17 protein-coding genes are annotated in these 21,316 nt (G+C 66.5%); 7 read left to right on the top strand and 10 right to left on the bottom strand.

The window, feature by feature from the left end; translation table 11 throughout:
- Positions 1-115: 115 nt before the first annotated feature.
- On the bottom strand, positions 116-1,774 hold the full coding sequence (locus BM282_RS03405; protein ID WP_089876759.1) for an NADH-quinone oxidoreductase subunit D: 1,659 nt from the start codon (positions 1,772-1,774) through the stop codon (positions 116-118).
- 85 nt (positions 1,775-1,859) lie between these two features.
- Between BM282_RS03405 and BM282_RS03410 the strand changes: the two genes are divergently transcribed.
- Together BM282_RS03410 and BM282_RS03415 are read left to right on the top strand one after the other, a co-directional pair.
- Positions 1,860-2,537, top strand: a complete 678-nt coding sequence (locus BM282_RS03410) for a helix-turn-helix domain-containing protein (RefSeq protein ID WP_245758283.1) — start codon at positions 1,860-1,862, stop codon at positions 2,535-2,537.
- Positions 2,538-2,676: 139 nt separating this feature from the next.
- A complete protein-coding gene (locus tag BM282_RS03415; RefSeq protein ID WP_089876760.1) occupies positions 2,677-4,434 on the top strand; it encodes a methyl-accepting chemotaxis protein in 1,758 nt (585 codons plus the stop codon).
- A 46-nt stretch (positions 4,435-4,480) separates the two neighbouring features.
- Here the strand turns inward: BM282_RS03415 and ubaA are convergent, their stop codons facing one another.
- On the bottom strand, positions 4,481-5,290 hold the full coding sequence (gene ubaA / locus BM282_RS03420; protein WP_089876762.1) for an SAMP-activating enzyme E1: 810 nt from the start codon (positions 5,288-5,290) through the stop codon (positions 4,481-4,483).
- 165 nt (positions 5,291-5,455) lie between these two features.
- On the opposite strand from ubaA, the gene BM282_RS03425 reads away from it, so the two are divergent.
- Together BM282_RS03425 and BM282_RS03430 are read left to right on the top strand one after the other, a co-directional pair.
- Positions 5,456-5,776 (top strand): rhodanese-like domain-containing protein, encoded by a 321-nt coding sequence (locus BM282_RS03425; RefSeq protein WP_089876764.1) that lies wholly within the window; start codon positions 5,456-5,458, stop codon positions 5,774-5,776.
- Between the two features lie 50 nt (positions 5,777-5,826).
- Positions 5,827-6,642 (top strand): CPBP family intramembrane glutamic endopeptidase, encoded by an 816-nt coding sequence (locus tag BM282_RS03430; RefSeq protein ID WP_089876766.1) that lies wholly within the window; start codon positions 5,827-5,829, stop codon positions 6,640-6,642.
- A 77-nt stretch (positions 6,643-6,719) separates the two neighbouring features.
- Here BM282_RS03430 and BM282_RS03435 read toward each other — a convergent pair whose 3' ends face one another.
- From BM282_RS03435 to BM282_RS03455, 5 genes are all read right to left on the bottom strand, one after another.
- A complete protein-coding gene (locus BM282_RS03435; RefSeq protein ID WP_089876768.1) occupies positions 6,720-7,310 on the bottom strand; it encodes a 50S ribosomal protein L15e in 591 nt (196 codons plus the stop codon).
- A 176-nt stretch (positions 7,311-7,486) separates the two neighbouring features.
- A complete protein-coding gene (locus BM282_RS03440; RefSeq protein WP_245758284.1) occupies positions 7,487-8,002 on the bottom strand; it encodes a quercetin 2,3-dioxygenase in 516 nt (171 codons plus the stop codon).
- 108 nt (positions 8,003-8,110) lie between these two features.
- Complete coding sequence (locus BM282_RS03445) at positions 8,111-9,193, bottom strand: sugar ABC transporter permease (protein ID WP_089876772.1); 1,083 nt, start codon at positions 9,191-9,193, stop codon at positions 8,111-8,113.
- Positions 9,190-10,155 (bottom strand): carbohydrate ABC transporter permease, encoded by a 966-nt coding sequence (locus BM282_RS03450; RefSeq protein ID WP_089876775.1) that lies wholly within the window; start codon positions 10,153-10,155, stop codon positions 9,190-9,192. The genes BM282_RS03445 and BM282_RS03450 overlap by 4 nt, the downstream gene beginning before the upstream one ends.
- A gap of 7 nt (positions 10,156-10,162) precedes the next feature.
- Entirely contained in the window at positions 10,163-11,461 is a 1,299-nt protein-coding gene (locus BM282_RS03455; RefSeq protein WP_089876778.1) for a sugar ABC transporter substrate-binding protein, read from the bottom strand.
- Positions 11,462-11,709: 248 nt separating this feature from the next.
- On the opposite strand from BM282_RS03455, the gene BM282_RS03460 reads away from it, so the two are divergent.
- A complete protein-coding gene (locus BM282_RS03460) occupies positions 11,710-12,834 on the top strand; it encodes an ABC transporter ATP-binding protein (RefSeq protein ID WP_089876781.1) in 1,125 nt (374 codons plus the stop codon).
- A 43-nt stretch (positions 12,835-12,877) separates the two neighbouring features.
- Here BM282_RS03460 and BM282_RS03465 read toward each other — a convergent pair whose 3' ends face one another.
- On the bottom strand, positions 12,878-14,911 hold the full coding sequence (locus BM282_RS03465) for a glycoside hydrolase family 15 protein (protein ID WP_089876783.1): 2,034 nt from the start codon (positions 14,909-14,911) through the stop codon (positions 12,878-12,880).
- A gap of 104 nt (positions 14,912-15,015) precedes the next feature.
- On the opposite strand from BM282_RS03465, the gene BM282_RS03470 reads away from it, so the two are divergent.
- Together BM282_RS03470 and BM282_RS03475 are read left to right on the top strand one after the other, a co-directional pair.
- Complete coding sequence (locus BM282_RS03470) at positions 15,016-17,133, top strand: alpha-amylase family glycosyl hydrolase (protein ID WP_089876785.1); 2,118 nt, start codon at positions 15,016-15,018, stop codon at positions 17,131-17,133.
- 98 nt (positions 17,134-17,231) lie between these two features.
- Positions 17,232-18,284: a TrmB family transcriptional regulator gene (locus tag BM282_RS03475; protein ID WP_089876787.1), complete on the top strand. Its 1,053-nt coding sequence runs from the start codon at positions 17,232-17,234 to the stop codon at positions 18,282-18,284.
- 66 nt (positions 18,285-18,350) lie between these two features.
- On the opposite strand, the gene BM282_RS03480 is transcribed toward BM282_RS03475, so the two are convergent.
- Both BM282_RS03480 and BM282_RS03485 read right to left on the bottom strand, forming a co-directional pair.
- Entirely contained in the window at positions 18,351-19,850 is a 1,500-nt protein-coding gene (locus BM282_RS03480; protein ID WP_089876789.1) for a lipopolysaccharide biosynthesis protein, read from the bottom strand.
- Between the two features lie 530 nt (positions 19,851-20,380).
- Positions 20,381-21,292 carry an RIO1 family regulatory kinase/ATPase domain-containing protein gene (locus tag BM282_RS03485; RefSeq protein ID WP_089876791.1) on the bottom strand — a complete coding sequence of 304 codons (912 nt, stop codon included), beginning with the start codon at positions 21,290-21,292 and terminating at the stop codon, positions 20,381-20,383.
- Between the last annotated feature and the right edge of the window lie 24 nt (positions 21,293-21,316).

A 21,316-nucleotide genomic window follows, 5' to 3' on the forward strand; every position in this document is an offset into this window, starting at 1 on the left:
CCGTGGAGACGTCCGTGCTGTCAGTTCGCTATCCGGTGTCGCGCTCGCCCCGTACGAGGCGGTCGTACGCCCGGTGTTCGTCCGACTGTCGAGAGAACCTTCGAGGCGACGTGACTCATCGGTCCACCTCGCCCATGATGGTGTCCAGACTGCCGAGCGTCGCTATCAGGTCGGGGACGTACTCCCCCTCGGACATCTCCGGGAGGGCTTGGAGATTCGAGAACGACGGCCCACGAATCTTGAAGCGACCGGGCTTGTCGGTGCCGTCCGCGCGGATGTAGATGCCGAGTTCACCCTTGGCGGCCTCGACGGCGCGGTACACCTCGCTGTCGTCTTCGGGACGGAGCGTCCGCGGCACGTTCGACTGGACGGTCCGGTCGTCTTCGGGCCAGTCTTCGAGGACGTCGGCGCACTGTTCGACGATGCGCGCCGACTCCTCTATCTCCCGCAGACGGACGAGTAGACGGCTGAAGTTGTCGCCGTCGTCCTCCGTGACGACCGACCAGTCGAGTTCGTCGTAGTAGCCGTACGGGTCGTCGCGGCGCAGGTCGTAGTCGATGCCCGACCCGCGCGCGACGGGGCCGGTACAGCCGTACGACTTCGCGACGTCGGCGGGGAGGACGCCCGTATCGACGGTTCGGAGCTGAATTATCTCGTTCGAGGTCAGCATATCGTGATACTCCGCCAACTTCTGCGGGAGGCCGTCGACGAAGTCGTACACCTTCTCGAAAAACTCGTCGCGTGGTTCCGGGAGGTCCCAGACGACGCCGCCGAGACGGAAGTAGTTGAACATCAGGCGCTGTCCGGTCACGTCCTCTAAGAGGTTCTGTATCGCCTCTCTGTCGCGCGTCGCGTACATGAACGTCGCCGTGAAGTCGCCGCACACGTCGAGTGCGTACGCGCCCACGGCGAGAAAGTGCGAGAGCATCCGCGACAGTTCGGCCATCATCGTTCGCACTACCTGCGCGTACTCCGGCACGTCGACGTCCGCCAGCGTCTCGGCGGTTCGAGCGTACGCCCACTCGTTCAGCAACCCCGCACCGCCCCAGTCCCAGCGGTCCGGATAGGGCATGATCTGGTGGCGGTACGTCTTCGTCTGGCACATCTGCTCCTCGCAGCGGTGGATGTAGCCCAAGTCGGGGTCGACGTCGACGACCTGTTCGCCGTCCAACGTCACCCGCAGGTGGAGGACGCCGTGCGTCGCGGGGTGGTGCGGTCCGATGTTGAGAAACAGCGTGTCGCCGTCTCGGCTGTCCGTCTCGACGGGATTCGCGTGCTCGCGGAGCGTGACGACCTGCGGGCGGTCCTGGTCGTAATCGCGCGAGAGCGGATGCCCTTGCCACGTCTCCGGGAGGAGGATGCGCCGCAAGTCCGGGTGGTCGTCGTACTCGATGCCGACGAGGTCGTACGCCTCGCGTTCGTGCCAGTCGGCCGTCCGAAAGACGGGGGCCGCGGACTCGCTCACCGGCGCGTTCGAGGGAACCGGAACGACGACGCTCACTTCCTCGGTCGGGTCGTCGTAGGACTTCAGGTGGTACACCGTCTCGTAGCGGTCTTCGTACTCCTGTGCGGTCACGCAGGAGAGGTGGTCGAAGCCCGCTTCGTCGCGGAGGCGACGGAGCGTCTCCTGAACGGCGTCCGCCCTGACGACGTAGCCCGGCGCGTGGCGGTGGTCGTCGCGAGAGAGCGTCAGGTCCGCGAGGAGGCCGTCGAGACTCCGATGCTCGGATGCGGGCCGTGGTGGCCGGCCGCGAGTCCGTTCGTCCAAGCTCATATCGGTACGTCTCGTTCGCAGTCCGGTCGTCGTTCTGCCGCAGCCGTGAGGGACGTTTATATGATGTCGGCGAACAGTCACGTCCGTGAAGTCGCTCCGCGTCCGCCTCGCACTGCCCGAAGCGTACGTCCACCCGATGCACGCGTTCGTCGCCGACACGCCCGGGTTCAGACGGACGAGTCTCCTCCTGTGGAACCCCGACGTCGGCGCGGAGAACACGCTCGTCTTCCACGTCGACGGCGACGACGTGGAGACGTACACCGACGCCGTCGCACGCGCGCCGTCGATTCTGGACTACGAAGTCGCGACGGTGGCGAACCGGCCGGGGTTCTACCTCGCCGTCCACGAGGGACAACGCGACGCCGACGCGACGCTTGTGGGGGCGTTCGTCGAGAACGGCGTCGTCGTCGTCCCGCCCGTCGTCTACCACACGGACCGCAGCGTCGAACTCTCACTCGTCGGCGCGGCGGACGCCGTCGAACGAACGCTGGACGGTCTCCCGTCGGACGTCTTCGTGGACGTCCGGTCGATACACGACTACGACGGCCGGGTCGTCGACCCGGTGGCGGCGCTCTCGCCGCGCCAGCGTGACGCACTCGTGGCCGCCGTCGAACTCGGGTACTACGGCGACCCGCGGGCGGCGTCCGTCGGTGACGTCGCCGACAGAATCGACTGCTCGTCGGGAACGGCGGCCGAACACCTCCGAAAGGCGGAAGCGACGGTTCTCCGGCGTGCCGTCCGCGACGCCCCCGCGCGCTGGTGACCGTCGTTTCGAGTGTCGAGAACCGACTCGGGGGGAATCCGTCGTTCTACGGCCGGATACACTGACTGGACCGACAGCTAGTATCACGCGTGAGAACCAGCGGGATACAGTTATTGTGGATGTTGCGAAAGGGGGGACGATGTCCGAATCGTTGCTCACCCGACTCGTAGACGTCTTACCGGTGGGCGGCGACGGTCGCCCCCGGGCCGACGGTGGGGTCGGTTCCGGTGACTCGGAGATAGTCACCGGCGTCGCACGCTCGTTGAACAGCACGCAACTACTCTGTGGTATCGGCGCGCCGACGTTCGTCCTCGACGCCGACGGCGTCGTCGTCGCGTGGAACCAGCAGATAGCCGACCTCACCGCCGTCTCGTCCTCGGAGGCGCTGGGTTCCGAACACGCCAGCGAGGCGTTCTACCCCGACGGCCGGCGGGCGAAGACGCTGGCGGACAAGGTGCTCGAAGCGCCGACGGACGCAGACGAGGTGTTCGGCCTCTGTTCGACGGGCGACGGCGGATTCGAAGACTCGAGTACCATGGTGACCGGCGACGGCGTCGAACGACACATCCGCTTCGTCGCACGGCCGGTGTTCGAGGGCGACGAACTCGTCGCCGTCGTCGAGACCATCTACGACCGGACCGACGTCGTCGCGAGCGACCGCAAGTCGCACGAACTCGTCGAGGAACTCTTAGACACCGTCGACGACCTCGCCGAGGGCGACCTCTCGGCGCGCATCGAGTTCGAAGACGACACCGGCCTCCTCTCGGATGCGGCGCTGTCGGTCGTCCCCGAGTTCAACGCGATGGCCGACCGCTTCGAGCGACTGGCCGACGAGGTGGACGAGAAGGCGGTTCACCTCGGCGAAGCCATCGAACGCGCCGCCGACGCGGCGGCGCGCATCGAGTCGCAGGTCACAGAGCAGAGCGAACTGCTCGACGAGGGCGCCGACGAGATGCAGAACCTCTCGGCGAGCATGGAGGAGATAGCCGCCACGTCCGACCAGGTGGCCAGTTCCGCCGCGCAGGCGCAGACGGCCGCCGAGAGCGCTCGCGGGGCGGGCGAGTCGGTCCGCTCTGCGACGGACAACGTCATCGACATCTCCGACGACCTGCTCGACAGCGTCATCGAACTGCAAGAGCGGATGGGTGCCATCGAAGAGGTCGTCGAAGTCATCGCGGAAGTCGCCGACCGGACGAACCTGCTCGCACTCAACGCGAACATCGAGGCGGCGCGGGCGGGCGAGGCGGGCGAGGGGTTCTCCGTCGTCGCCGACGAGGTGAAGCAACTCGCCAACCAGACGCACGAGCACACAGAAGAGATCGCACACAGCATCGGCCAGATTCAAGAACAGGCCGACGAGACGGTGATGGCGTCCGAGCAGTCACACGAGCAGATTCAGGTCGCCTCCGGCGAGATAGAGGACGTCTTACGCTCACTCGAAGAGATAGCCGAAGCGACGAGTGCGGGCGCGGACGGTATCGCCGAAGTCGCGCGGGCGACCGACAGTCAGGCGACCAACATCGAGGAGGTCACGACGACCATCCAGACGGCCCAGACGCACGCGTTCGACGCGCGCGACGCCTCCACCGAGATTACGGACGCGACGGCCGACCAGACGATGGCGCTCGACGAACTCACCGACCGGGTCGCCCGCCTCTGCGGCGACGCCGAGGGGTCGTTCGACGCCGAACAGGTCGACACGTTCGACTTCGGCGACCACTCGGACGGTTCCGACCGAGACGACGCGGACGACGGCACCGCCGAAGTCGCTCCCGACGCCGAACTGGCCGACGTCGGGTCCGACGACGCGAGGACGAGCGACACGACGGCGGACGAACCCACCGACCCGGAACCCCTGGCGGTCGAACAGACCGACGGCGGCGTCGACACGCAGTAACAGTAACAGTAACAGTAACCGGCCGGTCTTCGCTTCTCTCGCCCGTCTAGTCCGACGACACCGTGCAGGCGTCGGTGTACTCCACGTCGGCGACGGAGTCTATCGGGTCGTCGCCGCAGACCAGACAGTCGGGGTTCTGCCGGTACGGCACCGTCTCGAACGTCATGTCCATCGCGTCGTAGAACAGGAGGCGACCGACGAGGGGGTCGCCCGCGTCGAGAGCGAGTTTGACCGCTTCCGTGGCCTGGATACAACCGAGCGTTCCCGGGAGGACGCCGAGGACCCCCGTCGTCGCGCAGTCGGGGACCGTCCCGGGTTCCGGCGCCTCCGGGAACAGACACCGGTAGCAGGGGCCGTCGGGGACGAGCGTGGTCGCCTGTCCCTCGAACTTGTAGATGGCCCCATGCGCCACCGGGATGTCGTGGATGCGGCAGAAGTCGTTGACGAGATAGCGCGTCGGGAAGTTGTCCGAGGCGTCCACCACGACGTCGTAGTCGGCGACGAGTTCGACGTTCTCCTTCGTCAGTCGAGTCTCGTAGCCGTCGACGTCGACGTCCGGGTTGAGTCGGCGGACGAACGCCGCGGCGCTCTCGACTTTCGGCGTCCCGACGTCGTCGTCGCCGTGGACCACCTGTCGCTGGAGGTTGCTCCGTTCGACCACATCGTCGTCGACGATACCGAGGTGGCCGACGCCCGCCGCGGCGAGGTACTGGATGACCGGCGACCCGAGACCGCCCGCGCCGACGACGAGAACGGACGCGTCGAGGAGGCGGGCCTGCCCGTCGGGGCCGACTTCGTCCATGATGATGTGTCTGGAGTACCGGTCCAGTTGCGTCGCGTCGAGTGAGAGTGACATGGTCGGAGTTGGTCGTTCGCGCGAATAAATCCGCGCCCGTCGGCAGGACGAACGCCGTGGTCTTCGACACCGTCTCTCGCCGCCCGCAGACTCGTTCTTCACGGGCGTTCGTGAGAGAGAGGCTCGAATCGAAGACGGTTTTTGACGCCGCACGAACACTCGCGTATGGTGATGGAGACGACACCGGAGGAGTTGGAGACGAGACTCGACGCGACCGACTCGGAGACGACTGTCGTCGACATCCGCGACCCGTCGTCGTACGCCGCCGGCCACATCGAGGGGTCGGTGAACCTCCCCGCCTCCCGCCTCTCGCTCTCGACGGTCGACGGTAACTGGAGCGACGACGTCGTCGTCACCTGCTACGTCGGCCAGAGTTCTCGCCGCGTCGCGTCTATGTTGGACTCGCACTTAGACGCCACCGTCTCCAGTCTCCGCGGTGGCTTCGACGCGTGGGACGGCCCCACCGAATCCGGTCCCGACACCTGACGCCGGAGCGAACGCCGGGCTTATCCCGTCACCACGTGAGTAGGTGACAGATGACACGGCGTCTCACTGCCAGCGACGGCCGTCCGAACCGCCGACAGCGGTACGTTCGTCGCGTCGGGGCACTGTTCGGCGTCGGACTCCTCGGCGTCGCCGCCCTCGGCGTCACCCTCGCGGTGTCCGGACTCCTCCCCGCCGTCCCCGAGACGTCTCCGCTCGTCGTCCTCGCCCTCTCGCTTCTCACGCCGACGGTGTTGCTCGGTGTGGCGGTTCTCGTCGGCACGCGCGCCGCCGACCCGGTCGGTCTCCGTTCGCTCGTCGCCGAACGCGTCGACGGCGGCGGCCCGGTCTGGCCCGAACTCGCCGCGGCCGCACCGCGCGCACTCGGCGCGGGTGTCGTCGTCGGGTTCCTCCTCGCCGCACTCGACGTGACGTTCTCGCCGTTGGGCGCGGTTCCCGCGGCGGCGACGCCGCGGCCGACGCTCGTGGACGTTCTCTCTTCGGCACCCGTCCGCTTTCTGTACGGCGGACTGACCGAGGAACTCCTGCTCCGTTGGGGGTTGATGTCGGCGCTCGTCTGGGTCGGGTGGCGCGCCGCCGGCGGCGTCAGTCGTCCCGGCCGCGACGTCGTGTGGCCCGCAATCGTCCTCACGGCCCTCGTGTTCGGCATCGGCCACCTCCCGGCGCTCGCCGGACTCGGTCCGCTCACGTTCGCGACGGTGATTCGAACGGTCCTGTTGAACGCCCTCGGCGGCGTCGTCTACGGGTGGTTCTTCTGGCGGTACCACCTCGAAGCGGCGATGCTCGCGCACGCGGGCACGCACGTCGCCTTCCTGTTCCTGTCGGTGCTCGTCGTCGTCCTCGCGTGAACGGACGCCCCACGAGCGTTTGACGGCGCGTTCGCTCTGCGGTCGGCGTCGAAAGAAATCAAGACCGTGTGGTACCGTTACTTGCCGCGGCGACGGTCGCTCCCGATGCTCGGGCGCGTGTGCTCGGAGCCCTTCCCGCGCGTGCGGAGACCGCGGTTGGACTTCCCGGCGTTCGTCAGACCGCGGAACGCGCGGCCCTTGTGGTCGTCGCTGCAGATCCAGTTGAGGTCGTCGTCGTTCTGAATCGCGGCGTGTTCGGGGTCCACGAGGATCACTTCGTGCCACTTCTGCGACCCGTCTTCGCCGACCCAGTAGGAGGCGAGGGTCCGCATGTTGGGGTGCTTGCGCGAGGCGCGCTCCTCGGCGATGCGCTGGATGCTCGTCCGGCGACCGAGGCGGTTGACACCCTGCCGCTTCGAACGGCGGCCGGCCTTGTGACGCTGTTTGCGCGCCCCGCCCTTGCGGACGGAGACGCGGACCACGACGATGCCCTGCTTGGCTTTGTAGCCGAGTTCGCGGGCCTTGTCGAGGCGCGTCGGTCGGTCGACGCGGACGATGGCGCCCTGGTCGCGCCACTCCTGTTTTCGCTGCCACTGCAGTTCGGCGAGTTTGCCGTCGCCGGGGTTCTTCCACGCGTCTTTGATGTGGGAATAGAAGCTTCGTGCCATAGTTTCACCACGGGCGCTTGCGATTCGGAGCGCGTTCGTTTCGGCCGTGAACGCGACTCCACATGTCGTCCCGAGTGCTCGGGTGCCCGCTGGCGTCCCGTCTGACCAGCGAGTTACCGTGACTACCTCCGGTTCGCCTTTAACGACTTCGAATCTTCGAGGTGCGTGCGGTTCGGTCACAGGGCAGCGTCGTCGAACGGGGGCGGTCCGAGAATCTCGATGCCGTACTTGTCGACGACGGCTTCGACGCGGGCCCACTCGGCGTCCGTCGGTTCGGGGGCCGGACCCGACGGGTCCGCCACGCTCGTGCCGACGTCTTCGAAGAACGTCTCGTTTCCCGGCGACCGACAGATGAGGTACCGAGTTCCGTCGGCCGCGATTCGAAACGCGTGCGGGACGCCGTGCGGGGTGAAGGCGGTGTCTCCGGCCGTCGCCGAGACGATGGACCCGTCGACGTACAGTTCTATCTCTCCGTCGAGGACGTACCACAGTTCGTCTTCCGAGCGATGGACGTGCAACGGCGTCACCACCGACCCCTCGTCACCCCGTCTCTCGACCAGACTGAACGACCCGCCCGTCTCTTCGGCCGTCGCCTTCAGTATCGCCACCGCGCCGAGGGCGTGGTAGGCGGGTCCCTCGTCTCGTCGCTTCACGAACGGTTCTCCCGGCGCGTCGTTGTGCACACTGCTCACCAGTCGCTCAGAGGTGCCGAGCGGAGATGAATCGACGGACGTCCGCGACGATGACACTCGCGGCGTCGCCGTCCCGCGCACGCGCGAAGAAGAAATTTTAGCCGCCGTTCAGCCTTCCATCCCGCTGAACGACAGGCCGCCCTCGATGTACCGTTGTGCGAACAGGTACACGAGCATGAGCGGCGAGGCGAACACGAGCGCGAACGCCGAGAACCGCGCCCACGGGATGGAGTACTCGTCGACGAGCGAGTACAGACCCACGGGCAGGGTGTAGTTCTCCGTGCCGAGCAACGTCTGCGCGACGACGAACTCCGTCCACCCCGTGAGGAACGTGAAGATGAACACCGTCGCCAACCCGGCCGCGGACAACGGGAGGATGACTTCGGTGACGACGCGCCACGGCGGCGCGCCGTCGACGACGGCCGCCTCCTCGTAGGAGGTCGGAATCCCGTCCATGTACGTCTTCAGAAGCCACGTGTTGAACGGCACCGCCGTCGCCGCGTAGTAGACGGCCAGCGCGAGTTTGCTGTTGTTCAGACCCACCTGCACGTAGACGGCGTACAGGCCGATGAGAAGCGCGATACCGAGGCCGCCGCCCACCTGCGTCAAGAGGACGTACGTGAAGAGCACTTTGCGCCGGAAGATGAACTCGCGGCGCGAGAGCGCGTACGACGCCGGGATGATGAGACACATCGCGATGATGACCGTCGGAATCGACACCGTGAGGCTGTTCCAGAAGAACGACTTGAACTCCGAGGGGTTGTCGACGCCGTAGGCCGAGGCGTCGAGGAAGACGAGTTCGGGCGTGTTGAACACCACCGCGAGGTTGGTGAACGGGACGTTCACCGTGATGGCGTACGCCGGGACGATGAGGTCACCGACCACCCACAGGAACGGCTTCAGCGACGGGTCCTGCGGGAGGAGGTGGAGTCCGCCCGACGAGTAGATAGAACCGCCCGTCCCCGACAGCGCGGACATCAGTATCCAGTACACCGGGAACAACAGAAGCGTCACGACGACGAGCGCGCCGAGCGTCGCGCCGACGGACTTCAGCGGTTCGGTCGGTGACGTCTCCCCGCGTGCGACGCTCCGCGCGGTGTACACCGCGTCGCGGCCGACTTCGACCGGGGTGTACGCGACGGTGCGCGCGTCCTCCGCGAGTTTGTCGACAACGCCGCGAACGAGGCTCACGAGTCGCTCACCCCGTCCGCGAGCTTTCCTTTCTTCACGTTCAGCCACATGAACGCGCCGATGAACAGGACGGCGAGGAGGCTGATGGCCGCACCCTCACCGTACTGCGAGAAGGTGAACGCCTCGCGGTAGCCGTAGACGACGAGCAGTTCGTTCGAGCGCGCCGGCCCGCCCTGATTGAAGACGAACGGGATGAGGAACGCCTGGAACGACGCCGCGGCGGTCAGAATCGAGGCGAACAGCACCGGCCGCTTTATCGAGGGGAGCGTGACGTGCAGGAAGCGCGAGAAGTAGCCCGCGCCGTCGACCATCGCCGCCTCGTGGAGTTCCTTCGGTACGTCCTGAAGCGCGCTCACCGTGATGATAACCATGAACGGGTACGCCAGCCACATCTCGGTGACGTTGTACGAGAGAAACGACATCCAGCGCTGCGAGAGCCACGCGACCGAATCGAAGCCGAGTTCGCGCAGTATCTGGTTCGCGAGTCCGAACTCCGCGGAACTGAAGATGCCGCGCCAGACGGTCACGGTGAAGATGGCCGGAAGCCCCATCGGGAGGATGATGAGAGAGCGCATGAAGCGCTTCCCGCGGACTCGTTCGTTCGTGACGACGAGTGCGACGCCGATGCTGAACGTTATCTTCGCCGTGACGCTCGTCGCGACGAACAGCCACGTCACGCCGAAGGAGTTCCAGAACGCCGGGTCCGAGAGCGTCGAGACGTAGTTCTGTAAGCCGACGAACTCCGCTTGACCGAACGTCAGCACGTCGAGCGCCGTCTCTCCGGCGAACAGGTTCGCGGGCCTCGCGTTGGTGAACGAGATGCCGACGAGGTACAGCACCGGGAACAGCATGAACGCGGCGAAGACGAACAGTCCCGGTAGGACGAGCAGCAGCGATGCGTCGTCCTTGTCGAGGAACGGCACCTCTCCCACCTTGGTTGCGACGCGCGATGCGGTGCTCATGGCGCGGTCACTCCCAGTTGCTACGGATGGTCTTCGCCGCTTCGTCGAGCGCGGGCTTGACGTCCATGTCGCCGTTGAACAGTTTGGTCAGCGCGTCGCCGTACGGCGTCCAGACGGCGTTCATCTTCGGATGCGTCGGCATCGGGACGCCCTGTTGGACGGCCTCGGAGAAGCCCTGGACGTTCTCGGGCAGGTCGTCGCTCGTGGCGATGCTGTCTAAGACGGGAATCGCGCCCTGCTCTTTCGCGTTGCGGAGGGCGATGTCTTCGTTCGTCGCGTACCACTCGATGAAGTCCATCGCCGCCTGCGTGCCGGGGCCGTCTTCGCTCATGGCCTTCGAGAAGTACCACATCGTGATGCCCGTGAACGGGTTGGGTTCGCCGCCCTCGGGCGTGGGGAGTTTGGCGACGCCGTAGTCGACGCCTTTCTCGTTCAGCGTGCTCAGATACCACGGGCCGTTGATGGCGAACGGCGCGTTACCCTCCGCGAACGCGGCCGCCTGCGGGCCGTACGTCGGGTCGTTCGGCATGTACGGGGCGAAGTTATCGAGCGCGAACTTCACGCCCTTCGCCGTCGCGTCCGTGTTGACGCCGAGTTGGGGGTCCTCTTCGGGGTCGAAGATGTAGCCGCCGAACGCCTGTGCCCACGCACTCGTGAAGTAGGGGTCGAACGGGTAGCCGAGACCGTACGTTCCGTTCTGCGGGTCGTGGTACTCCTCCATGACGGTCTTCATCTCCGACACCGTCGAGGGTGCGGAGTCGACCATCTCCGTGTTGTAGACGAGCGCCACCGTCTCCGCGGAGTGCGGGAGGCCCACCGTCGCGCCGTCGAACTGAACGGCGCCCTGTGCGGCGTCGGTGAACTGGTCCATCTCGACGGAGATGGAGTCGCTCTTGTCGACGATGAAGCCGCGCTGGTAGTAGTCGCCGACGAAGTCGTGCGCCCACTCGAACGTCTTCGGACCCTGGTTCGCCGGGATGGCGGAGGTGGTCTTCTTCCGGAGGTCGGAGATGTCCGCGCCCTCGATGGTGTGCTTGGACGCCTCGTTGTACATGCCGAGAGCCTCCTTGCGGAGCGGAATCTCCGTGTCGGGGAGCGAGTACCACGCCTTCGCCGTACCGGCCGGGCCGGACGACTCCGTCGTCGAGTCGGCGTCACCGCTCGCGGTGGAGTCGCCGGACCCGTCGCCCGACTGCGACGCCTCCGTCCCTTCGCCCTGTTCTTGTACGCCGGCACAGCCAGCGAGCGCGCCGACGACGCCCGCGGTTCCGAGGTGCTTGAGCACCGTTCTGCGGTCCATTGTCATGGGTGAATATGGGATGAATTATTCGTTCACAACTTAAATCATTCGGATAGGACACGATTTTTCGTACGATAGTCCCCGTTCGGCGTGGATACGATTCCTCTCCACTGCGGGTCGAAACCGCCGAATTCGGCCGTTTACTTCACTCACGTCGGTCTCTCCACAGTCGGTCAAAAGTAATACGAAATCGTACCTCACAAATTCCTCTCGGAGGGCAAGAACTATATCTCGCCGTCACAAGCATCGGTCAAATGGCAACCGTAACGCTCGATAATCTACGAAAAGAGTTCGACAACGGTCGCATCGTCGCGGTGGACGACGTCTCCTTCGAGGTGGAGGACGGGGAGTTCGTCACCGTCGTCGGACCGTCAGGCTGTGGGAAGTCGACGACGCTGCGGATGATAGCGGGACTCGAAAGCCCGACGTCGGGGTCGATTCGCATCGGCGAGGCGGACGTGACGGACGTCCACGCGCGGCACCGCGACGTTGCGATGGTGTTTCAGAACTACGCGCTGTACCCGCACAAGACCGTCCGGCAGAACATGGCGTTCGGTCTGCGGATGAGCACGGACTTCTCGAAGGACGAGCGCAACCGCCGCGTCGAGGAGACGGCGGAGATGATGGGCATCGAAGACCTGTTGGACGACAAGCCGAACGAACTCTCCGGCGGGCAGAAACAGCGCGTCGCCCTCGGGCGCGCTATCGTCCGCGAACCCGACCTGTTCCTGTTCGACGAACCGCTGTCGAACCTCGACGCGAAACTCCGGACGACGATGCGCACGGAGATTCAACGCCTCCAGAACGAACTCGGAATCACCTCCATCTACGTCACGCACGACCAAGAGGAGGCGATGACGATGGGCGACCGACTCGCCATCCTGAAAGACGGCATCCTCCAGCAGGTGGGGAAACCGAAGGACGTCTACGAGAACCCGAAGAACGCGTTCGTCGGCGGGTTCGTCGGGTCGCCGTCGATGAACTTCGTCGAGGTCGAAGCCACAGGCGACGGCGGGACGGTGACGCTCTCGAAGGACGGCGGCTTCGACTACACGCTCACGGGCGACGTCGCGCGCCGCGTCTCCGAGAGCGGACTGCAGACGCTCCGTCTCGGCGTCCGACCCGAGGACGTGACCGTCGCCGATACCGGGGCGGGTATCCCGACGACGGTGGACGTCGTCGAACCCGTCGGCTCGGACAACTACCTCCACCTCGACGTGGACGTGGACTTCATCGCCCGTGTCGACTCCGACGTCGAACCCGAGGTGGACGACACCATCGAGATAACGTTCGACCAGTCGGACGTCCACCTGTTCGACGCGACGACGGGCGAGGCGTTGCTGTACGAGTCACAGGAGACGGAACTCGCCGCGCAGTAGGCGTCGTCCGACTCCGTTCGAGAAGTTCGTCGAGACGGCGTCGTCAGTCGTCCGCGACGACCGAGCGTTCCTCGCCTTCGAGCAGTTCGTACTCGTCCATGAGCGCCACCGTCGCCAGTCGGAGCGCGTGCGGCCATCCGAGCGGCGTCGCGCTGTCGGGCGTGCCGTCGTCGAACACCTGTTCCGGTAAGTAGCCGCTGTCCATACAGAGCGGACCGTCCGGGAGGACGAGAGCGAGAAGGTCACGCGCCGTCGCCGCGAACGTCTCGCTTCGGTCGTCGCCTCGGTCGGCGAGAAGCGCGCTCAGACTCGCGGCGGCGTGCGCTCCCCACCCGGTCGAGACGGTCCAAATCTTCTCGTGGTCCTGTTCGCGCGTCCGCCAGCCGTCGCCCTCGTAGCGAACCAGGCCCTCCACGTCGCTCTCCGAGGGGTCGTAGTACAGTTCGTCGACGACGCGTTCGACGTGCGAGACGAGCCTGTCCGCGCGTTCGTCGTCCACCTCGCCCACGCGGGCGTACGTCCGATGGGCGTCCGCGAGAGCGAGCGTCGCGGAGTCGGCGCGTTCGTCCAGTCCGTCCGCCTCGTGGTCGTCGGTGAACTCGCGGAGCGCGTAGATGCCGCGCGAGGGGACCCACAAGTCGTCGATAGCGTCGTACACCTCGTCGGCGCGCGCTTTCGCCTCCGAGGCGAGGGCGGTGTCCGTCGCCGCCAGCGCCGAGTACGCCTCCAAGAACGTCGCCGTGGTGTGCGCGAAGCGACCCGACATGTCCTCCCACGCGTTCTGACAGGCGATTGGTCGGCCGTCGTCGGCCAGCGTCTCGTTCAGGCCGGTCAGGGCGCGCTCGACCGTCTCCGAGACGTCTCCGTCGGACTCCTCGAGATACGTCGCGAGGAAGGCGACGACGCTGCCCGTCTGGTCGGCCTGGTAGTCCACGTCCGACCCGGCCTCGATGCGGCCGTTCGCCCATCCGGGGGCGAGTTCGCCGCTGAACGGCCAGACGCGGTGCGGCCACGACCCGTCGTCCAGTTGCGTCTCGCGGTACGCGCGGGCGCTCCGGTCGTGCCACTCCGAGAGGTCCAGTCCGAACTGCCGGTCGCTCTCCAAGAGGAAACGAGATATCTCGGCGTCGTCGCGGAACCAGGTGTAGCCGTACCCGCCGGAGTAGGCGTAGTAGGGGTCGAAGTCCGGCCCGGCGATGCGGAGGCCGAGGCGACCGGAGAGAAGCGAGAGAACCCGGAGGTCCGTCGAAACGGCGTCCGCGTGCGGGAGGTCAGCGGACGCCGTCTCCTCGGCGGCGACGCGCGCCAGTTCGTCGGCGTCGTAGTCGGCGGCGGCGGTGCGAACCGCGTCGAGAGCCTCCGCGCGGGTGTGTTCCGAACGGGACGTGAGAAGCGTCGTGACCGTCGCCGTCCCCTCCTGCGTGGGGACGACACCGACCACGTCGCCGCTCAGGTGACCCTCCTCGTACCGGTCGTCGGACACCGGTCGGGGGTAGGCCGTCGGTTCGTCTTCCACGAGCGACTCGAAGTCGCCGAACGCTTCCCCGCGGAGTTCGACGAAACCCGTCTCGCTCGCGAGGTAGTCCGTCTCCTCGGCGTGATACACTTCCACGGCGTCGTCGTGGCGGAGTTGTCCGATGCGGGTGTCTCGCCCGTCCGGGGCGAACCCGACGCAGACGACGACGTCCAGTTCCTCGTCGGCGTCGCCCGTATCGAAGTGCGTCACGTGCGTCTCGCCGACCGTCGCGTCGTACTGCGTGACCGGGCCGTACGGCGTCTCGTGTTCGGTGACGACGAGCGCCGTCCCCGTCTCGTGCCGTTGGGTCGCGGCCTCGGCTTCGAACCACGCCGTGGTCCCCGACTCACCGGCCGGTCGGACGCCGAGTCGCGAACGGACGATACCCGTCAGTCCGACGAGCGGATAGCTGAAGTCGCGGAGTTGTCCGTTCTCGGCGACGTGGACGAGTCGCCCGGCCTGCCCGGAGAACCGGCCGAACGTCGTCCGGCACTCGCCGGGAAAACGCGTCCGGTGGTCGCGGTTGTGTTTGTAGTCGTTCAGCGCGTCGCGAAGTTGCATTGTCGGCCAGTCCACCGCCGAACGTTATAACTTTTGGTGAAATAGTCGTTCACGATTTCTCGTCGCTCCGAAACAGTGAAACGACTCGGCCTGCCTCTGTGCGTATGCACCATCCCGGACCCCCGCGCTTCACGGCGGTGGGCGACGCCGTCGAACTCGCGCCCCGAGACCCCTCGCCCGAAGAGACGTATCGGTGGCGAGTCACCGACAGACCGGACGGGAGCGAGGCGACGGTCGGAGACGCTCCCGTCGTCCACCTCGCGCCCGACGTCCCCGGTATCTACCGCGTCGAACTCGACGCCCCCGACGGAACGCACCGACAGACCGTCCGCGCGTTCCCCGACGTACGCACCGAGACCGAGTTTCGCGTCGGGGCGGACGAGGTGGACGTCGACTCCGACGACGTGGACTCCGTCTCCGTCATCGGTCCGTTCAACGACTTCACGATGGGACTCACGCGGCCGACGTTCGACGGGGAGGCGTGGACCGTGCCCGTCTCGCTCCCGCCCGGCGACCACGACGCCATCTTCGCGTTCGACGACGGCTTCGACTCCTACGCGAACACGTCGGTCACGGTGGACGGCCCCGGCCGTCCGCGACTCCGACTCGACGGAACCCGCGAGGGCGAGGAGGTGGTCGTGACGGCGACGGCCGACGCGGCCCCCGACGGCGACGACCCGGCCGTGGAGTTCTTCCTCGACGGCCGCGACGGACTCCGAGAGGAGGACGCCGCCGTCGACGGCGACGAACTTCGTCTCCCTCTGTCCGCCCTCTCGGAGTCCGAGACGACTCGTCTCCACGCCGTCCCCGTCGCCGAACGCCACGGTCTCTCGGACACGCTGGAACTCTCTCGCGACGGCGACGCCGTGACGTTCTCGCGCCCCGCCGACGCGCCGGCGTGGGTCGAAGACGCCACCGTCTATCAGATATTCGTCCGCGAGTTCGCGGGCGAGACGGTGGACACCACGTTCGAGGAGATTTCGCGGCGTATCCCGTACCTCGAACACCTCGGCGTCGATACCCTCTGGCTCACCCCCGTCTGCGCGAGTCCGACGCACCACGGCTACCACGTCACCGACCTGTTCGACACCGCGGACGACCTCGGGACGAGAGCGGAGTTCGAGTCGCTCGTCTCGGACCTCCACGACGCCGGCATCCGCGTCCTGTTCGACCTCGTCATCAATCACACCTCGCGGGACCACCCGGCGTACCAGCTCCACGAGGCGGGCGTTCCGGGCTACGAAGACCTGTACGAACGCGTCCCCGACTCGCACGACACCTCTGATATCGACTGGTCCGCCGACGGCACGCCCGGCGTCTACTTCAACTGGTGGATGATTCCGAATCTGAACTACGACTCACTGCGCGTCCGCGAGTGGATGCTGGACGTGGTGGACGAGTGGGCACCCCTCGTCGACGGCTTTCGGTGTGACGTGGCGTGGGGCGTCCCCCACGGGTTCTGGAAGGAGGTCAGAGAACGCGTCAAGGCCGACGACTCCGAGTTCCTCTTGTTGGACGAGACGGTCCCCCGCCGACCGGAGTTCCGTGAGAACGAGTTCGACCTGCACTACGACACGGACCTCTACTTCGCCCTCCGAGACGTCGGCACCGGCGAGAAGTCGGCGGCGGCCGTCTTCGACGCCCTCGACGCGTCCGAACGACTGGGCTACCCCGACGACGCCGTCCACATGCGCTACGTCGAGAACCACGACGAGGACCGCTACCTCGACGAGTGCGGCGCGGACGCCCTCCGGGCCGCCGTCGCGACGACGTTCACGCTTCCCGGGACGCCCCTGATATACTACGGGCAGGAACGCGGGGTGACCGAGCAACGCGGGACGATGCGGTGGCACGACGGCGACGCCGACCTGACCGACTTCCACCGCCGCCTCGTCTCGCTTCGGCGGGCCGAACCCGCTCTCCGTCGTGGGACGGTCGAACGGGTGGACTGTTCGGTCGGCGGTGACGACGACGGCGACCGCGACCGCGATGATGACGACGGCGACGCCGCCGACGAGTCTCGGGTCGCGGCCTACGAGCGAACGACGGCGGAAGACCGCCTCCTCGTCGTCGTCAACTTCGGTTCGGAGGCGGCGACGGTGTCGTTCGACGACGGGGAGACGGCCGCTCTCGCCGACGCCACCGACCTGCTCTCGGGGACCGACGTCGGAACCGACGAGGGCGTCCGCGTCGCCGACGCCGTCGTCCTCCGTCTCGACTGACCCCGGAGCGACGCGCCGTCTCGAACCGTCCCGAGCCGTCGCGTCCGACTCGCGGGGACAGGGGGACGTATAAGTGACCCTGTTCTGCATGTATCTTCATGGACGACGCGGCTCTCATCGACTTGCTCCAGCGATTCGGGTTCTCCGACAAGGAGATAGACACGTATCTCACTATCCTCGAACTCGGCGAGGCGAAGGCGAGTACCATCGCCGACGAGGCGGACGTGTCGAAACGCTACGTCTACAGCATCGCCGAGAAACTCGACGACCGCGGGTTCGTCGAGGTGAACGACCACGCCGTGCCGACGACCATCCGCGCCAAGCCGCCGTCGGACGTGGTGGACTCGCTCTCTTCGGACTTAGAGCAGATGCGTCCCGCCTTGGACGCGCGATTCTCCCGGGCGGCCCCGCGCTCCGAACGTTTCGAGGTGGTGAAGTCCCGCGTCACCGTCGTCAAACGCCTCGCTGAACTCGTCGCCCGCGCGGAGACGGAAGTGACGCTCAGCGTCCCGTACACGCTCGTCGACGACGTGGCCGACGAACTCCGCGACGCGGTCGATAGGGGCGTTCTCGTCCTCCTCATCGTCACCGGCGTCGGCCCCACCGACCCGCTGGAACTGTCGGGACTCGCGTCGGTGGTGCGAGCGTGGGAGCAACCGATGCCGACGATGCTCACCGTCGACCAAGCGGCGGGGCTGGTCGCGCCGACGGAGATGGTGACGCGGTCGAACAGCGAGGCGCAGGCCATCGTCTTCGCGCAGGAACAACTGGGTCCGGTCCTCGTCGGGTCGTTCCTCGGCAACTACTGGCCGATGGCCACCGAGACGTACACCTGCGAACCGGACGAACTCCCGACGGCGTACGGCGACTTCCGCCACGCCGCCCTGCAGGCGACGCTCCACGTCCGGATGGGCCACGAAGTGCGGGCGCGGGCCACCGGGCGGTCGGTTCACCTCGAAGACGGCCGCACGGAGTTGAACGGCCGAATCGTCGACGTCCGGCAGGGGCTGCTCGAACCGGCGACGAACTCCTTCCCCGTCGAGAACACGCTCGTCGTCGAAACCGAGGACGGGACGTTCAGCGTCGGCGGTCAGGGGGCGTTCATCGAGGACTTCGAGGCCGAGTCGGTCGAACTCTCGCTCGTCGAGTGAGAGAACCCCGCCGCGAGCCACGTCGCCGAAACCGCGCCTCGCGCCTCGCGAACCGCGCCAGCGTCGTCAACGCACGCCGTTCTTCACCGTCTGAACGAGTCGGTCGAGTCCGACGTCGAACTGCCGGTCCGCCAGCAACACGACGACCGGATAGACGACGGCGCCGGTGAGAATCGAGAGGACGAGCGTGACGAGGGCGCCGTACTCGGCGGTGGCGTTCTGGACGGCGACGACGGCGGCGAGCATGAGTGCGCTCGCCGCGGCGGGGTAGAACACCCGCGAGAGCAGGTCGAACGCGCCGCCCTCGAGGATTCGGACGACGAAGAGACCGGCCACCGGCGTCGCGATGGCGGCACCGACGACGGTCGCGCCCACGGTCCCCGCGAGTCCGTACGCGGCGCTCAGGGGGTAGAGCGCGAGGAACATGACGCCGACGTTCAGCGTCCGCGTCACCGTCTCGTAGTTCGGTTTGCCGACCGCGCGGAACAGCGGAATCGCGGTCGAGCGAACCGACCGGAGGAGCCCGTACACCGCGAGCAGTTGCAGGGGAACCACCATCGGCAACCAGTCGGTGCCGAGGACGACCCGCGTGAACGGTTCGGCGACCACCGCGATACCCGCCGCCATCGGGAAGCTGACGAGCGTCGTCACCTGCAGGGTGTTGGCGTAGCCCGTCTTGAGACTCTCCAGTTCGTCTTGTAACTTCGCGTACGCGGGGAAGACGGTCTGGGAGATTGTGTGGGTCACCTCGGTCGCCGGCGCGTTCGAGAGTCTGAACGCGAGCGTGTAGTAGCCGAGCGCGGTGCTGCCGAGGAACCAGCCGACGAAGGCGTCGTCACCTTCGTTCGACAGGTACGACAGCGCGCCGGAGACGAATATCCACCGCCCGTAGTCGAGCATCTCGCTCGCGCGGCCGACGTCGAGCGCCACCCTCGGGCGGTAGTCGTGAAGCAGGTACGAGACCACGACCCGCGCCGCCTTGTTCGCCAGCAAGCCGCCGACGAGCGCCCAGATGGTTGGGTCGTACAAGGCGATGCCGAGCGAGACGGCCGTCTCGAACAGGCGCGCGCCCATCTGTAGCCCGAACTGCTTGTGGAACGCCATGTCCTTCGAGAAGTAGACGATACCGGGGTTCTGAATGCCGCCGAGGAGGGGGACGATACCGAGCACCCGAATGACGGGCACGACGTTCGGCGCGTCGAACACGGACCCGATGAAGGGGGCGCTGAAGTAGACGACTGCGGCGAGTGTGAGTCCGCGAATCAGCCGAAGCGTCCACGCCGTGTCGAGATACGCGTTCACGTCGTCCTCGCGGTTGCTCACGAGGGCCTCGTCGAGACCCATCTGGGTCAGTCGCTGGAAGGCGTGAATGGCCAGCGTCGCGATACCGAAGACGCCGAACGCCGTCGGCCCGAGGAGACGAGCCAACACGAGGATGGTCGCCAGTTGGAGGACGCGGCCGAGGACGTTCATCGACCCCACCCACGCGCCGCCTTTGATGGCCCGCTGGGCGACGGTTCCACCCGGTGAGAGTCGCTTCACCGCGCGCCGAAGCCTATCGATCATCGCTCAGTCACGCTCCGTCCCCGGACGGTCGTCCGAGGTGACTCGCGCGCCGACAGTTCCGCTCCGCGCGGACCGCAGTGGAGATACTCCCATGTATACGACCATCTCACGAACTACAGGCCGTTAGTTACGGGCTCGACACCCGAGACTTATCGTCTCGTTTCGAGCGCTCCGTACCGCTCTGTATGTCTCCTTCTGTCATTCGCACCTCTCTTCGGAATCCTTCGGTAGGGTGTTGCTCCCACCGGTACTCGCGTCTCACGACGCCCTAACCCTGCGGAGAACGACCTTAACGACTCGTTTCGCACCGCTCGCGCCCGCGCTCACCGTTCCGAGTCGACGACCCAAGTGGGAACGAGACGAGCGAGTCGAACCTCGCAATCACGACCGTACCGCTGTCGGTCTCTGACTTCGACACCCTCTATTTAGTATCGCGATATCGAGTTTATCGACGCAGTTCGCTCGCTGGCTCTCGTCGTCACTCACGGGCGTTGCAGGGTCTCTCTGCCGGAGAATCGTCTCGGCGCGTCTTACGGAGCGAACGCGCGGACCGTCTCGAACTCGTTCGCCGCCACCGCGTCGCACAACGCCGACTGGTCGACGTCCTCGGGCATCGCCGCGGGATATTTTCGTCTGAAGTAGCCGAGGAGGTTCTTCACGTCGCGTTCGAGGAGTTCGCGCGCGTTGTCGTGTTCGGTCGCGACGGCCTGCGGCCAGTCGAAGATGGTGACGCCCGCCTCGCCGACGGCGACGTTGTACTCGCTCATGTCGGCGTGGACGTACCCGGCGTCGTAGGCGCGCGCGACTTCCGCGACGACCAGGTCGAAGACGCCGACGACCTGTTCGTCGGCTAGTTTCGCCCGGTCGAGTTCGACCCCCGGGAGTTTGTCCATCACGATGGCGTGGCGGTTCTGGTCGATGGGCCGCGGAACGGAGACGTCGGGGTAGAGGTCCTCTAACACCTCGTACTCGCGTTCGGCCGCCTTGCGCGCGGTGTAGAGCCACGAGACGTGCTGGTTGTCGGAGGTGTACTCGCGTTCGCGCATCACCTCGCGGAAGTTGGTGTAGCCCTCGCGGTGGAACTTCAGCGCGAGGGGTTTGTACGACTGCACCTCGAACACGTCGCTCTCTTTGCCGACACCGAGTGGCGCGCCGACGCCCTGGATGGTGTCTCGCTTCGAAAACGTGCGGAGGGCGAGTGCGTCGTACCCTTCGACGGCGAGTTTGTACCCCTCGTACTGAATCGTCTTCCGTTCGACGAGGTCACGCCGCATACAGCGGTTCAGTCGGTACTCGACGTTCTCCGCGGTCAATCCGGTGAGTTCGGGGAGTTTGCCGCGGTTGACCCACTCGCTGAAGCGCATCCCCTGCTCGACGCCAGAGAGGAGGTAGAAGTCCTCAGTTTCGAGTTCCGCCATCACTCCCGCGACGTTCCGCACCATACCCGAACGACGCCCGCGACGCCT

It is taken from the genome of Halogeometricum limi, assembly GCF_900115785.1.
Classification (GTDB): domain Archaea; phylum Halobacteriota; class Halobacteria; order Halobacteriales; family Haloferacaceae; genus Halogeometricum; species Halogeometricum limi.

Excerpts from the sequence above, each read along its gene's own strand:
- BM282_RS03405 (WP_089876759.1), bottom strand. The coding sequence starts at position 1,774 with ATGAGCTTGGACGAACGGACTCGCGGCCGGCCACCACGGCCCGCATCC.
- BM282_RS03415 (WP_089876760.1), top strand. The coding sequence starts at position 2,677 with ATGTCCGAATCGTTGCTCACCCGACTCGTAGACGTCTTACCGGTGGGC.
- ubaA (WP_089876762.1), bottom strand. The coding sequence starts at position 5,290 with ATGTCACTCTCACTCGACGCGACGCAACTGGACCGGTACTCCAGACAC.
- BM282_RS03425 (WP_089876764.1), top strand. The coding sequence starts at position 5,456 with ATGGTGATGGAGACGACACCGGAGGAGTTGGAGACGAGACTCGACGCG.
- BM282_RS03430 (WP_089876766.1), top strand. The coding sequence starts at position 5,827 with ATGACACGGCGTCTCACTGCCAGCGACGGCCGTCCGAACCGCCGACAG.
- BM282_RS03435 (WP_089876768.1), bottom strand. The coding sequence starts at position 7,310 with ATGGCACGAAGCTTCTATTCCCACATCAAAGACGCGTGGAAGAACCCC.
- BM282_RS03450 (WP_089876775.1), bottom strand. The coding sequence starts at position 10,155 with ATGAGCACCGCATCGCGCGTCGCAACCAAGGTGGGAGAGGTGCCGTTC.
- BM282_RS03455 (WP_089876778.1), bottom strand. The coding sequence starts at position 11,461 with ATGACAATGGACCGCAGAACGGTGCTCAAGCACCTCGGAACCGCGGGC.
- BM282_RS03460 (WP_089876781.1), top strand. The coding sequence starts at position 11,710 with ATGGCAACCGTAACGCTCGATAATCTACGAAAAGAGTTCGACAACGGT.
- BM282_RS03465 (WP_089876783.1), bottom strand. The coding sequence starts at position 14,911 with ATGCAACTTCGCGACGCGCTGAACGACTACAAACACAACCGCGACCAC.
- BM282_RS03470 (WP_089876785.1), top strand. The coding sequence starts at position 15,016 with ATGCACCATCCCGGACCCCCGCGCTTCACGGCGGTGGGCGACGCCGTC.
- BM282_RS03475 (WP_089876787.1), top strand. The coding sequence starts at position 17,232 with ATGGACGACGCGGCTCTCATCGACTTGCTCCAGCGATTCGGGTTCTCC.
- BM282_RS03480 (WP_089876789.1), bottom strand. The coding sequence starts at position 19,850 with ATGATCGATAGGCTTCGGCGCGCGGTGAAGCGACTCTCACCGGGTGGA.
- BM282_RS03485 (WP_089876791.1), bottom strand. The coding sequence starts at position 21,292 with ATGGTGCGGAACGTCGCGGGAGTGATGGCGGAACTCGAAACTGAGGAC.